The following is a 15,633-nucleotide window of genomic DNA, read 5'->3' as shown; positions in this document are numbered from 1 at the left end:
AAGCCCACACTATCGTGGGCTTCTATAAAAACCCACTGCCGTGGACTCCAATCTTAAATTGGAGTATTAAATTGAATCAATTAAAACTTTTACTCTAGCACTGTAATAGTTCCATCGGTTTCAATGATAGACATTGTTACCTTGGCTCTAGTTGTAACAGCAATAGTTCCGTTGTCTGAAGCATTCGCTCCATCGCCGCTCTTATACTCGGCTTCCTCAATTACTTCAGCAACGCCTCTCTGAAGATGAAGATCCTTACCTCTTGTACCCGCAAACCCCTGACCTACACCTGCTGTAATCATAAGATATTCGCTATCTTTCTTAAGAGGGATAGGTGGTTTTCCGAGGTCACTCGATGCATATTCCTTCTGAGTAGCTCTCTTACCAGCAAGCTTCTTATAATCATCAAGATCTGCCTTAATTGAAAGAAACTGATACGCTTCCAAAGGATGAAATTCCTTTGTTGCAAAAAGAGTTATCTCGGAAGATTCCGAAGGATATACCTCAATGCTTTGATAAAGTTCTGTTCCTTCAAATGTAAGCGGAAGCTCAGGTATCTTGGTATCATCAGCATACTTATCATGGTACGCTGCTATCTGGTCAGTAAGTGCAATCTTAGTGGCCGTTTTTCTAGCAACAATGAGTACCTGATGCCATTTTTCATACTCAGAACCTCTGAATTTCCATACATGAAGTGTCTCATAATGGCCTATCATGTACTTGATAGTAGCATATTCAAGAAATCTTGAATATGGGATTACCCACACTAAGATACCATCTTTCTTAAGGTATGAACCGGTTACCCTTTCAAGGAATGTTCTTTCAAGTCTGTCCCTCTTTCCATCATCAGTATCATCATCGTCCATATATGGTGGATTACCGAATATGAATGAAAAAGCATTGTTCTTGATAACAACTCCATTTGTAAAGTCAGCGCTAAGACAGTCCTCGATAAGCGGATCCTTTTTTGTCTGCTGGGCTACATTGTCATTAAGCTCTACACCGAAAATTTTAACATTCTCGTTGTTTGCCCTGTCAGTGATAGCCTTAACAGCACTTCCATCTCCTATGGAAGGCTCTAATACACATACTTCCTTCCCTTCTGGGAATTTGAAAAGCCCCTTTGCAGAGTGCATTTCTTCAAGTCTTGTATAGTAGGCTCCCATTACTTTTGTGTTTGCATTGGTTCTTCCAAAAGAACCATTCTGTGTACTTACTCCGTACATAGATTTTTCCTCCTTGTTTAAAAATAAATTAATAGTCTATATATAAAAAAGCTGGCAAACAAAAAAAGCACAAAAGAAACCTTTTGTACTTACTGCGTGCGAACTTTATAATCTTCTCCTTGTTATATTATGTTAACCTCGGCATGAGGGTTTGGGTGAAACATAGTGATGATATTCACTAATACGAAATATCCTAATAAAAGACATACTAATTTTATAAATATTTGAAAAGTACTGCAATAACAAAATGCCGCAAAAACGCACAAAGAACGCCGCAGATATGAGATTCTATGGAAAAAAAGTATTGTGATACATTAAATCACCCGTCACCGCAAAAAAGAGCCGGCAAAATGTTATTTAGGGTAATAACATTTTACCGACTTTCTATGAAATGAAGAACATGATTATCAATATCAAGAATTAGAACAATATGCTCGTTGATATACATAAGTAGTATGTCCTGGATAATTAGATGAATATGAGCATGTAACTGTGTCAGATGTAGGCGTTATTGCAACAATAATACATGAGCCATACTGTGCAACTGTTGAGTATTCTCCGCCTGTCACTGAATAGCTTGGGTTACTAGAAAATCCTCCCGTAGCTTCAATTCCTATCATCAACATGAATATCTGACCAAGTTCCTGCGCGTTGTTCAGTGTAATTCGGCTTGTAGCATACTGTCCTAACCCAGGACTTGTTGCTTGTGTTGAACTGATCAGCCGCCAAGAGGTAGATGATGCTGGTCTACCAAACTTTTCTATATAGCCTAAAATATCAGTATAATATCCATCTTCACTACTTTCTTTTGAAAGTGCACCTCTATTTGCTACACTGTTCTGAATAGTAATGTCATTAGGATAATAGCCGCTAGGCAACGTGATTGATTCATTTACTCCAATATTAATGGTAGATATTCCATCAACATCAACCCCTACAGTTGGATTTGATGATGAAATGCCTACTCCAAGACCACTATTATCGCCACCATCATAATAATTACCAACGGCAGTAGTTGGTGCCGGAATATTATTGATATAGCCAACAAGTTCAGTAAATGAAGTGTCAGCTGGAATATTAGCTTTTGAATAAACATTACCATTCAAACCGCTTATGATAGCACTCTTATACTGACTTGTTGTGTCTGATAATGTATCAAAACTAGAGCTGAGTACTGAAATCTGCTCGTTTAATGAATCAATTCCTGTAGATATAGTTGTTAGATCATCTGAGTAGAACAATACCTCTGGTTCATCATCATTGTCCGAGTCATATTCAATATTTCCTCTGCTTTTAATACTATCTGCTTTAGTTTCTGAAGCAACTACCGTTATTCCAAAAGTAAGCGACAGCACAAGTGCTGCACCAATAAGTTTCTTCATAGAATTCGAATAAAACATAATATACTTAATAAAACCTTTTCGCTCACAGTAACGAGAGCGTCCTTAAAATACTAATTATAGTGAAGATGTACATCCGTTACTTGTCCCTGCTTTTTTCCGCAAGAGCATATATAAACAGTCTCAACTATATGCTGACTCTCAGTTGAATTTGGAGAAGTAGTCCATTTATCAACACTATTATTCACTGTTTTTGTAATCATAACATCACAAGGACCTAACGCCCATCCTGAGCCCATCCCTGCTGTCATTCTGTGCCCACAGCGAGAACAAATACACTCTAAGTAGCAACCATCTGATGCTGTATGCCAGCTCTGATATCCGCCGCACTGCTCTCTCACTGTATAGCTACTTGAATATTTGACATGATAATATGGAGTCGTAAAGCATCCCCCCGGCACGCTGCTTCTATAAGAATCATCATAACCCGCGCTCACAGATGTTACGTCTAAACTGTCATTTTCTTCACTTTTTGCGTCTGTCTCCAGATCATGAACATGATGAGAGTATGTCAGCGTAGCATCCAATTGTGTGTAATCGCTCGTAACGGTAAAAGATTCATAATATCCAGCAGGAAATGTCTTTGTTTTTTCTGTGTTTGTTAAAATAACATTTACATCACCTCGTGCTGGTATGCTATTTATCGCATCAATAATATCAGAAAAGCCTGACTCATCTGATAGATTATCTTTAGCGTAAACATTGGAATTTAGTCCATTGATTATATCTGTCTTATAGTTCAGTGTCTTATTCGTTAACTCATCAAAACTATTACTAAGCTCTCCCACCTGAACATTCAACTCACCTAATCCATTTGATACGTTAGCTAAATCTTCAGAGCAGAACAAAACATCGGGTGCCCCATCTTCATTGGAATCGTATTCGATATTCCCTCTACTCTTAATTTGTTCAGATGTAGTTGTCGCCCCTACCGATGTAGCGAAAGCTAATGAGAGCATCATCGATGCACCTATCAACCTCTTTACATCAATTGAATAAGCAAGAGTTCTTTTCATATAAAAACCTCCATATCCATCCCATCAAAAATACAAGAAGTGAAACGCCCATTCCCAGCATCTTTCTTACTAAATATACTCTCATAGGTATTATTTAAAGCGAACCCCATACGCTTGAAAAGAGACATTGTTACTTACACTGTGCGTCCATGGTGGAAGAGGCATATAGCCACGATATTCTGCAATTAACTTGTCTCCCTGATTCAGCTCAACAAGACCATTTACCGCATAACCATAATAGCCGCTTGCATATAACCCAGCGTTCTGCTGAGTTATTGTCTCTTCGGTTCCATCCGTTCTTTTGATATATAACCTTCCGGAACAACTCCAACCATGAGTATACTGATTTTCAGGGCCGGGGCCTTCTCCTGGTTCCACTTGAGCCCATGTTGAAGCTTGAAATTTTTGAATTGATAAAATCTCTTTTTGAGCTTCACAAGTATATGTTCCTCCTGAACACGACATGGTTTCCGCATTTAATGCCGCAATCTGATTATTTACAGCTACATCAACCGAAAATGCAGGATAATATCCAGCCTCATATTCTCCATTAAAGGAAATAATACCTGACTCCGGTATATCAGAACTTCTATTTACTACATTATTTTGAATAGTAATATCATTAGGATAATAGCCACTAGGTAAGGTGATCGACTCATTTGCACCGATATTAATGGTTGATACTCCATCAACATTTACTTCTACGTTTGGATTCGAAGCTGAAATACCTACTCCAAGACCATTATTATCGCCACCATCATAGTAACTTCCAACAGCAGTAGTTGGTGCTGGAATATTATTGATGTAACCAACAAGTTCAGTAAATGAAGTGTCAGCTGGAATATTAGCTTTTGAATAAACATTACCATTCAAACCGCTTATGATAGCACTCTTATACTGACTTGTTGTGTCTGATAATGTATCAAAACTAGAGCTGAGTACTGAAATCTGCTTGTTTAATGAATCAATTCCTGTAGATATAGTTGTTAGATCGTCTGAGTAGAATAGTACCTCTGGTTCATCATCATTATCTGAGTCGTACTCAATATTTCCTCTGCTTTTAATACTATCCGTTTTAGTTCCAGTAGCACCTACCGTTACACCAAAAGTAAGCGATAACATAAGTGCTGCTCCAAGGAGTTTCTTTAAATTATTTGTATTATACATAAGTTTATCAAATCCTTTTTAACACCAGCAAAAAGAGTATTATTATAATATTTACTAATTGAAATGTAGATGTACATCCGTTACTTGTCCCTGTTTTTTTCCACAAGAGCAAATGTAGACAGTCTCAACTATGTGCTGACTCTCAGTTGAATTTGGAGAAGTAGTCCATTTATCAACGTTGTTTGTAACGGTTTTTGTAACTGGTCTGTCACAATTAGTAGGTCCTGTATGTGCCCCCCATCTATTACCGCACGATGTACAATAATCAAACACCCCTCTAGGATCATTAACAGGATCATTTGTCCCTGTTGCAACATGACCACCACATCTTCCTTGATATGTATAGCTGCTAGAATATCTAACGTGATAATAAGGAGTAGTAAAACATCCTCCTGGAACAGAACTCCTATATGAATCATCATATACTGTGCTTACTGACGTAACATCCAAGCTATCGTTTTCTTCGCTTTTTGCATCAGTCTCCAAATCATGAATATGATGAGAATATGTAAGCGTTGCATCTAACTGTGTGAAATCACTTGTCACAGTAAACGAATCATAATATCCAGCAGGAAATGTCTTTGTTTTTTCTGTGTTTGTTAAAATAACATTTACATCTCCTCGTGCTGGTATGCTATTGATCGCATCTACGATATTATTGAAACTCGACTCATCTGATAGATTATCTTTAGCGTAAACATTCGAATTTAATCCATTGATTATATCCGTCTTATATCCATTTGTCTGACTAATAAGCTCGTCATAATTATTTGAAAGAACTGCAATTTGACTATTAAGAGCTTGCAGGCCAGTTGAAATAGCAGTCAAATCCTCCGAATAAAAAAGCACCTCTGGATTGCTGTTTTTATCGCTATCGTACTCAATATTTCCCCTACTCTTAATACTATACGATGTAGGTTCAGTAGCACCTGCTGTTACTGTAAGAGAAAGTGATAGTATAAGTGATGCACCAATAAGTTTCTTTATATTGTTCGCCGTTCCTATTCTATGCAAAATATACATCCAAAGCCCTTTCCGCTGTTACTCCATAACAGCCTTGTATGCATCAGTATATTTCTGATAAAGCTCAAGATATCTAGCTTCAGCATCATTAACTCCTGCTGCCATTGTATGAACATCTGATGCATCATAGTAAACCTCGTATCTACCATCCGAATCAGGTTCACCCCACTGTAATCTTCCAAGACTTTTAGTAGTATAAGTAACTCTATTAACAGCAGAATCTCCATCCGCAAAAGCATCTTCATAAGATGCTTTTGGGTTAGTAGGTTTACCTGTATAGTAACTAACAGTAACCTGTGCGTTTGTATTATTAGCAATTGCACTTGTCACAATGCCACCAAAACCAATACCAACTGCAACAATGCAGGAAATTAACGCTGCTCTACTAGCAGCGTTGCCATTCTTAAATTTCAATTTCATCTAGTCCACTCCTTAATGAATAACAAGAGTAGTAACGCCATCAGCATCAGTTGTGGCTGTTACACTAAGGTCTTTGTACTGAGACCATGTGTAATCAGAAGCCTTTGCTGGCGCTGATGTTGAAGCAGATGTAGCGATACCCATGTACTTAGTATCAGAAGAGGGATCAGCTGACATCTTAGCGTTAGAATATACAGATGGGTCCTCAGAAGCATAGCGGATATATGTATAATAGGTCACACCATCTTTTCCAGCTGCACCCTGCGCACCTGTGGCACCAGTGGCGCCCTGACTTCCAGTCTGTCCTGCGCTACCCTGAGCACCTGTAGCACCACGCTGACCTTCACTGCCGCGTTCACCCTTTTCTCCATCTTTGCCATCACGACCATCCTTACCATTTAACGAACCATTGTTTACCTGCTCCTTAAGAGCATCAACCTCGGCCTGTACCCTGCTCACATCGGCATTAGTACCATTTGTACCGTTTGTGCCGTTAGCATTAATGCCATTTGTACCGTTTGTTCCATTTTTTGAAGTTCCATTTGTACCATCTTTGCCACTAGTATTGTTGATAATCTGAGTAACAGTTCTGTTAGTGCCATTTGTACCGCTTGTTCCGTTAGCTCCATTAGAACCGTTTATGCCAGCATTACCGTCAGTAGCAGAAGCATCAACACCGTCCTTACCATCAGCACCATTCTTGCCATTGCGGATACGGTCCTGAGCAGACTTTCCTGCTGCCTTTACGGTCTCCCTTGTACTATAGTCATAAATAGGCATACCCGAATCAGTTCTACCAGTAACAGTAACGCTACCCTTGTAGATAGGATTGCCCGCTGCATCATATCCTAAGATGTTAGGATCAGCTCCGAAAGTGCCAAAGATAGGATTACCATCCTTGTCATAGCCAACCACAGTATTCCAATCAATATTTGTGTTAGTTATGTCATTAAGCCCACGAAGTCTAGCCTGCTCAATCGCAGAATAATCGTAGATAGGAAGGCCGTCCTCGGCATTACCAATAACCTTCATATCGTCTGCAAGAATTGGAGCACCAAGCATATCATATCCGCCAACGGCAGAAACCATTCCATTTGTACCATATACAGGATTACCATCTAGGTCGTAGCCAATAACATTATCCCAATCAATATCGAGGATTATACCGCCTGCGGCATTTCTCTCAACGTTAGGAGAATTACCCTCAATAAGGTCGCCAGCAGATGCACCGCCTTGCTTTAAACTGATCGACTTAAGTCCACTTGCAAGGCATACAACTAAAATAAGCGCTAAAGCGCCAACAACAGTTGCAGCTGCGATGAACTTCTTTTTGTTTTCAGGATTGTTCTTAAATTCTTCGAACCTATCCTTTAAGTTCTCGATAAAATTACCCATTTTATACTTCCTCCACTTATAAAATTGACTCTGCCATAGATAATGGTTGATATCTGGGAAAGCGAATGTGATTAGGTTTTAACGCGACTATCGAAAAGCGTGATAATGCTTGAGTGTTGGGGAAACGCGCTTGACGATATAAAAAGGAAAAATAACGCTTGAATACAAAATATCAACCACTATCTATGACAGAGCCTCGGATAAAAAAATCGCCATAAATCAGATGAGTAGAATCTCTCCACTGCAAACGACTTATGACGATAATCCAATCCGGTTTATCAATATAATATTAAAAAACTATATTGAAGATTATCATAAAGCTGTTCAAGAGGGAACACTCTTAATGTGATACAATACCCAAAAAAACCCAAAAATAAACACAATAATCAAATTACTGTTTTATAAAAGGCTTTTTTATTTTATATATGCACGCACCATAAAAAAAACAGTACAGCTCATTTAAAACAATTAGTTCTTTATCAAAGCCTTATACTTGGTTGTGTTAGTCACCTTCTTAGGTATCTTGATATCTACTGGTTTAAATTTTATCTTCTGCTTATCTTCATCCCAACCTTCAATCTCTGCGATTTCTTTGATAACAAACTCATCTATATATACAACAAGATCTGTCTGTTCACATAGTACTCTGAGTGCCTCATTCTTTGGTCTATCCTTTGTTGACCCAAGTGTAGCTACCTGTTCAATACCTGCTCTTGCAGAAGTTGAGTGAATAGAAGTCCAGCAGATGATGTTTCTTGATACCGCATCTACATACTGCGCAGCTTCTCCTCCCTTTATCTCACCGTTAATAAGATAGTCGATATCCATAAGTAGTCCAAAGCGAGTAAGGTAAGACAAGTCGTATGTGTACTGTCCATCCTCGGAAGGTCTGATAATTTGGAAAGTAAACAGTGGATGAGTCTTAGAAAAAAGCTCATCGTTTTCCTGTACTACAAGTCCTCTCTTATCGTGCCTGATGAAGTCAAGCATTGTGTTAATACATGTTGACTTACCAGATGCCATTGTTCCGGTAAAGATAATTGAAGCTCCTCTTCTCACCTTATCTACAAGATAAGCAGCAGTCTGAGGTGACATCATCTTGCGTTCAACAAGTTTGCTTAATGTATATTTCTCATTAGGCACCTTTCTAATAACAAGTGAAGGCTCACCATTTGCGTTGATATATTCCTGTGAATATACAAATCTCATACGGGCAGCCTCAGAAGTCTTTGTATCCATGAATGTCTTATCTGGCTTCTTATCTGAAAGATCAACATGATTCATCTTTACGATATGGTTGATAACTGCCTTAAAGTGGTCCTGAGACCTAAAAATGATACGTGAAAAATATCTCTTACCATATCTCTTGATCTGAATATTGTTATAATCAACAAGTGCGATATCAGATACAGCTGGATCTTCGATGAAAGGTGTAAGTATATCATAGTTCCACATGAACATGATGAAGCTCTCAAAAATATACTGTACAGACTCATCTGAAAGACCAGGATATTCCTTTATCTTCTTCTGAAGATCCTGCTCAAACTGACTCCTTTCTAAAAGACCGCTTTCAAGGTTTGACAATGGAATAGGATCAGTTTTCGTATAATATCTGAGGATATCTTCAAGGATCTCTTCTTCCTCTGTGAGGTCTTTCGTTATGACAATAGGGTTAAACGCTTTCTCTTCCATCTCATGAACAAAAGAATTTACATCTCCATCTTTAGCACTTAGCCAATCAATATCCTTAAGCTGGTCTTCCTCCATCGTTTCAACAAGAAAAGGCATAGTATCGATCTCATCATACTCTTCCTCGTTCTCTGAATGGTTTTCAGACTGTTCAGTCTCTACAGAATCTTTTGCATCTTCTAATAACTCAGATGGAAGTTCAGGATAAATTTTCTCTAATTCCTTCTCAGAAACAATATCCTCTACAATACCAAGAGCAGTATCACCGTTATCTGCATGCTCTGCCTCGATAATACCCTTGGCATTCCCCTTAGCCTTCTTTTTCTTAGAAGGCTTTTCAGAAACAGCAATCACATCCTCTGCACTAGGAGATTTTTTATCAGCTGCTACCTTTGGCTCAACCTCTTTAACTACATCTGCACTCTTCTTTTTACTCTTTTTAGAATGAATATTTTTGCCAGTCTGTGTAGTATCATCAGAAGTAATCTGCTCTGGAGAAAAGTCCTCGGTAATCCTATCCTTTTTAGTATCGCTTGCATTCTTTTGTCCAAGCCCCTCAACAGAATTAACTACTTCTTTTTTATTTTTTAACTTAGCTGAGACTTTGTTTACACTATCCTTATCAAGAGCTGTTCCTTTGTCCTTAGTTGGAACGAATGAAGCAATACCATAATATTCATACGCTTCCTCAGAAAGCCTACCATCGTCAAGAATAGACCTGATCTTAGGCCATTTAAAATCTGTCATATACAAAAAGTCATAATAGCCAAGGTTATAAAGTGCATTAAGTTTACCAGATGACTTTTTTGCAACTTCCATAAGCATGATTAGTACAAGGGATTCGTTAGCCTTCCTCCACTTATTGAGTCTACCAACGCCAATCCTCATGCCATCAACCTCTTCAGAAGTAATAAGCACGTCCACTACCGAAGTATCAAGTTCTTCAAGCTGCGAAGCCTTATTGATGAAAATGATATCGTCAGCTGATTTAAAGCTAAGCTTCTCGTTTTTATATGCTAAAAAGCAATTTGTCATACTAGATTTAAACTTATCCCACTTAACAGGATTAGAAATATCACTTATAGCGATTACTACCTTACTCATAGTCCCTCATCCTTAAAAGAAATATATTAAACTAGGCTGCTGCCCGGGAAGTTATTTTTATGTTTCAGAATCTGCAGACTCTACTATCCCTCTGATAGGACCATTGCCATCCACATACTCAAAAACAACAACTGTTCTATATTTGTGCATCGTGCACGTTGAAAGGCAGATCATATTTCCGCCTGAATATTCGTTATAAACGATGCTTGATGCATCTTTAAGTTTTGCAGCCTCCTCTTCACCAACGTCCATCTTAGAAACGACATAGACATCCTCATCAGTAGGCTGTGTGAAAATGTAATATAAAAGTCTATAATGCTTAATCTCGCCACTATCCATGTAAATATAAGCATTCTGGTGTAGGTCTCCCCACTTCTTATCAGAATATTTGTGAAGGTCTGTAAACATAGAACCATTTGCCATATTGTGACCGAAGATAATAGTCTTAACATCTGACATATCAGACGAATTGGCAAAGTTAATAAAAATAGCTCCTGCATCAGACTCATTTCCGTATGCATCCATACCAAGGTAAGTCTCATTATCGTTACCTTGAACAAGAGGATAATCGATGGCGGTATCAGGAAGATATAGCCAGCTAGTAGAAGTACTACCCTCAGACTTAACTACGCTAAAATCCACCATCCTCTCGCCATCAACAACCTTAACAGCATTGTCAGCGACAACCTCATAAGTTGTCTCGGCAGCAGTAGCAAGGAGCTTTTGTTTCAAAAGCCCCACTACTGCAAAGACAAGCAAGACTACTGAGCCAACAATGAGGCTATTAAGTAGTAAAAGCTTCTTATTCAGTTCCTTTTCCTTCAAAATCTGCCTCTGAGTCTTTACGACTGCGGGCTTTGTTGGCTTATAGTAGTCGTTTGTTGCCATTATCTGTTTCTTTTTCCTCTCTTACCGTTTGATTTAAGGTCACCCTTTGCCTTTGAAGCCACTACGATGAATATTACAAGGCAAGCGATTGCGATCATATAAAACACTATCTTTCCCGTTCTGCCAGTCTGTACATTGCCTGAGCTTGTACCTCTTCTTACTGTACTTGCAGAAGCATTTGGAATTGGGGCAACAACAGTGCTTGCAGTTGATACTGATGAAGCTGCATCAGTTGTAGCTGCTGTAGTAGATGCATCAACATAGCCCGGAACAGAGAATCCAGCCGTATAAGTGTTACCATAAGGATCTCTGTAAGTTGAAGTGAATGAGTTACCACCTTCTGCTGTAACTGTCTGTGAGTTAACTTCAAAATTCTTGGTAGTACCATTAGTGCCATCAGCGTAATAAAGAGTAACTGTCACATCATCAACGTTATATTTATTACCGACTAAGATCTGACCGCCCGTATAATTAGCTGCAATTGATTTAACTGTCTTATAACCATTTACAATAAATGGAGCAGAAAACTCCTTTTCATTTTGCGCTTTATCGACGTAATAAGCATTGATAGAGTTATCACCCGCCTCTGTTACTTTCTTTGTAGAAAACTTGGTAGGCTCAACCTCAAAACCTTCCTTCTTATTAGCATCATCTGTGTAGTAAGCCATCACTTTTACATAGCTTGAATCATACTCGTTACCAACAAGTACAGCTGGTCCTGAATAAGTAGCTTCTATAAGTCCGATATTCCTTATTCCCGGAACTGTAAGTTTAGCCGTCATAGAATTATTGCCATCCTTATAAGTAACTGTGAATGTATTATCACCCTTCTTAGTCACATCATAAGAATCAGCAGACCAATCATCAGCAGTAAGAGGAACTTTCTTACCCCCTGCGTCAATGATTGATACAACAACATCGCCCTTTGAATACTTCTCACCTACCGTAACAGGTTCGCCATTATATTCAGCGACGATACCCACAACCTCAGCTCCAATCACGAACGATGCTGTCTTTGCGCCCTTTGCTCCTGTGAGTATTTCTGGAAAGACACTAACAACATATGAACCCGACTTCTGTGTTGTATAAGTCTTTGTTGTTGCGCCCGCAATGTTAGAGTCGTCCTTTGCCCATGAGTAAGCAAGCGGAGCGATTGTTGCACTTGCCTCTGTTATGCCACCTGTATAGAGCTTTGACACAGCATCAACAAGCATAACTGCCTTATCGCTATCATCTTTAAGTGAATAAGTTCCAGCAGCATTTCCGTTAATGGTCTTAGACTTGATCTCAACAAAACTACGGTTATCGTTATCACCATTAGCGCCACCAAAAGCGTAAGCTAAGATGTTTGCGCCAGGCGTTCCATCAATGAACAGAGTTGTAAGCACATCATCTGCTGCGCTATCCTCTGCTCCTTCAACCCAAAACATATTGATTGAACTACCGTCTGTATCCTTAAGCACAACACCTGTTGCAGTGAGAATAGACTCTGGAAGTTTGATAGTTGTGAGCTTCACTGAAGGATAATCTGCATTAACTTCCATAGCGGCGATTCTTCTCAGCTCTACCGTATTAGATAAGTTCATTGCTGAAAGATCAAGTTCAGTAAGTGTATAACAGTTCTTCATCATCTCATAGGCACACTCAAGATTTGATGAGCTACCAAAGTTTGAAAGCACCTTCTTAAGCTGTGACGATGGGAGTTTGTAATTGTTACGGAACATTGTTCCAACATCCTGAAGGTTTGCCGCCGTAAACTTCTTACCAACACTTACAGAATTTAAAGCACTACATCCATCAAAAAGTCCCTGTGCATACACAAGGTTTACTGTGTCCCAACCTGACAGGTCTGCATTTGTAAGAGATGAACAATTCTTAAAGAAATAAGATGCATTCTTACAATTTGACTGAACAAGATTAGTTACACCAGCTGATGCAAGAGCAGTATCATTTGCGAATACGCCTCTTGCATCCTTAAGTTTGTTACCCTGTGCAAAAGCAGAAACCTTTGCAAGTCCTGTATCATTTGCAAACATGCCCATGATAGTTTCTGCATTAAATAAAGACTTAGCATCAGACATCATGTTTACAAGACCAAGCTTCTCGTTATCAGCAAAAGCAAAGGCAAAGTTCTTAACGTATCTTGTATCCCAATTTGATAAGTCAAACATTGAGATCTTTGTGTTACGAGCAAAGCTCTCTGCGTTTGTAAGAACAGATGAGACACCCCAGTTCTTAACCTCAACACCACTTATAAGTGATGAGCAATCTGAGAACATGAATGAAATGTCTTTTGTTTTTGACATATCCCAGCTTGATGTATCTACCTTTGTCAAGGCAGTATCGCCATCAAACATGAATCTAGCATCCTCAAGTGAACCGAACTTAACAGTACCCATAGCATCATTGCCAAGGCTTGAAAGGTTCTTACAATCTTTGAACATACCAGCTGCGCTGACAACATTATCAAGAGCTGATATGCCTGATGTATCGATAGTGCTAAAACCTGATGATGCAAACATTACATCTACATGCTCAAGTACAGGAGCAGACCATCCGCTTATATCTGCGGATGAAATTGCTGCCTTTGAGCCCGCCCCTCTGAACATAGCAGTTGCGTTCTTAAGAGTCGGCATTGAGCTACCCATCTCGATATTAGAGATATAGTCACATCTAAGTGCAAGACATGAAGCATCAATAAGCTCTGGGTAAGAAGCACCGAACTTGATCCCCCTGAAGTTCTCGCCATTATGAGAGAACATATAGCCCATCATCTTTACATTATCCATGCCCCAGTTTGACATATCGACAGTGCCAGTAATGACATCACCATACTCTGTGATATCCAAAAGACCAGGGTCCATATTTCCTAATGGCTTATCCAAGTCGATAACACCATCAGCATCGCCAGCGCTAAACATAGCGGATGCTTCTACAACACTACCAAGATTCCATGAATAAATGTTATTTGTACCTGCTCCATTAGGTTCAGATACAAGGTTGGCATTCTTTGCTCCAAAGAACATACCTGAAGCACACTGAACGCCATCCATGTGATAACTTGATACGTTTGGCTGAGAAATAGACTCACATCCACCATACATGAATGCTGTCGAATAAAGGTTTGTCGCGCCTGAAAGATCCATAGCATCAATAAAGGAATCTGTACCATTTACAAGATTCTTATCTCCATAGAACATGTAAGCAGTCGAAACCATATTAGTAAGCGGTTTTACATCCCCATTTCGAACATAGATATTCTCAAGAGTACCAATTCTTGCAAACATTCCGGCAGCAGATGTGACCTTGCTCATATCACAATAAAGATAAACATTCTTAAGGCTTGTATATAAGCTATCACCCATATCTCCAGCCTTGCCTGTCTCTCTTATATAAGTGAAATTACTGTTAAAGAGACCATTCATGTTGCCTGAAAGTTCGATATCGTCAGAAATGTAGATCTCAGTGATAGAACCCTCTTTTCCGTGCCAGCCAACCTTACTTGGCTCCATATCGCCACCAATATGTCCGTCAACCTTTGAGGCAATAGAAATATCCTCTCTATTAGCAATCTCCAGTGACATATAATTCTTGGTTGGCTCCGTTGTTGTGTAGAATTTCTCTGAAAGAAAATCCTTCTCATCTCCAACAACTGAATCATTAACCTTACCACCACCAATAGTAGTAAAGTCATACATGAGAGAAGGCCATTCAACATCAAAAGAAGTGCCAGTAAATTCAGTTTTAACTGTATTACTGCCAGTAGCTGTTCCATTATCTGATATTGTTACCTTTTCTCCTATTTTTCCTGTTGTACCGGTGATATAAAGCTTTCCATCATAGATGAACCACTTGGCATTTGAATTGCCACCCACACTATTACCATGAGCTTCTACCATATCCTCAGTAACAACAGTCACTACTCCGCCACCATCTAAAACAGATGGATTTGGTGCAGTCCTACATGTCTCATACAGAAATGAGATCACTGTTTTTCCTGCGTCTGCAACCTCGGCTTTCGCATTTGTAAAATCTGCGTCAGAGGTTGTATCTGTAGCAGTAAGGCTTGTGCCATCAAGATACTGATACGAAATAGTATCAGCAGCATAGACTGGCAGAGGGCTTCTTGTTGTCGCAAAAAGCGCAGCCGTACTTGCTATTGCAAGTAGATACCTTAGTCTTTTCATATAAACCTCCAATTTGCATTTGCATACGATGTAAATTAAATATGGAGGTGCACAGATATAGCAACTCCCATTGTTATTCGCCAAGTTCCCTAAAATACCGACAAAAACCCAATTTTCA

General features: G+C 39.1%; 10 protein-coding genes. All 10 read right to left on the bottom strand.

Annotated features, from left to right (window positions below; all coding sequences use genetic code 11):
* Positions 1-89 precede the first annotated feature (89 nt).
* Positions 90-1,226 (bottom strand): DUF6094 domain-containing protein, encoded by a 1,137-nt coding sequence (locus bhn_RS14695; protein ID WP_071177586.1) that lies wholly within the window; start codon positions 1,224-1,226, stop codon positions 90-92.
* 413 nt (positions 1,227-1,639) lie between these two features.
* A complete protein-coding gene (locus tag bhn_RS14690) occupies positions 1,640-2,608 on the bottom strand; it encodes a hypothetical protein (RefSeq protein ID WP_071177585.1) in 969 nt (322 codons plus the stop codon).
* A 71-nt stretch (positions 2,609-2,679) separates the two neighbouring features.
* Positions 2,680-3,642, bottom strand: coding sequence for a hypothetical protein (locus bhn_RS14685; protein WP_071177584.1), 963 nt, complete (start codon positions 3,640-3,642; stop codon positions 2,680-2,682).
* A gap of 90 nt (positions 3,643-3,732) precedes the next feature.
* Positions 3,733-4,809: a hypothetical protein gene (locus tag bhn_RS14680; protein WP_071177583.1), complete on the bottom strand. Its 1,077-nt coding sequence runs from the start codon at positions 4,807-4,809 to the stop codon at positions 3,733-3,735.
* 54 nt (positions 4,810-4,863) lie between these two features.
* Entirely contained in the window at positions 4,864-5,823 is a 960-nt protein-coding gene (locus bhn_RS14675) for a hypothetical protein (protein WP_148661979.1), read from the bottom strand.
* 27 nt (positions 5,824-5,850) lie between these two features.
* The gene (locus bhn_RS14670) at positions 5,851-6,252 is read right to left on the bottom strand and encodes a hypothetical protein (protein WP_071177581.1); all 402 of its coding nucleotides are present in this window, start codon (positions 6,250-6,252) and stop codon (positions 5,851-5,853) included.
* A 12-nt stretch (positions 6,253-6,264) separates the two neighbouring features.
* The gene (locus tag bhn_RS16045; protein ID WP_071177580.1) at positions 6,265-7,647 is read right to left on the bottom strand and encodes a collagen-like domain-containing protein; all 1,383 of its coding nucleotides are present in this window, start codon (positions 7,645-7,647) and stop codon (positions 6,265-6,267) included.
* A 468-nt stretch (positions 7,648-8,115) separates the two neighbouring features.
* Positions 8,116-10,440: an ATPase, T2SS/T4P/T4SS family gene (locus bhn_RS14660; RefSeq protein ID WP_071177579.1), complete on the bottom strand. Its 2,325-nt coding sequence runs from the start codon at positions 10,438-10,440 to the stop codon at positions 8,116-8,118.
* A 57-nt stretch (positions 10,441-10,497) separates the two neighbouring features.
* Entirely contained in the window at positions 10,498-11,328 is an 831-nt protein-coding gene (locus bhn_RS14655; RefSeq protein ID WP_071177578.1) for a class B sortase, read from the bottom strand.
* Positions 11,328-15,515 carry a BspA family leucine-rich repeat surface protein gene (locus tag bhn_RS14650; RefSeq protein WP_071177577.1) on the bottom strand — a complete coding sequence of 1,396 codons (4,188 nt, stop codon included), beginning with the start codon at positions 15,513-15,515 and terminating at the stop codon, positions 11,328-11,330. The genes bhn_RS14655 and bhn_RS14650 overlap by 1 nt, the downstream gene beginning before the upstream one ends.
* Positions 15,516-15,633 lie beyond the last annotated feature (118 nt).

The organism is Butyrivibrio hungatei (genome assembly GCF_001858005.1).
In the GTDB taxonomy this organism is placed as follows: domain Bacteria; phylum Bacillota; class Clostridia; order Lachnospirales; family Lachnospiraceae; genus Butyrivibrio; species Butyrivibrio hungatei.
This window is presented reverse-complemented; position numbering and strand designations above follow the sequence as displayed.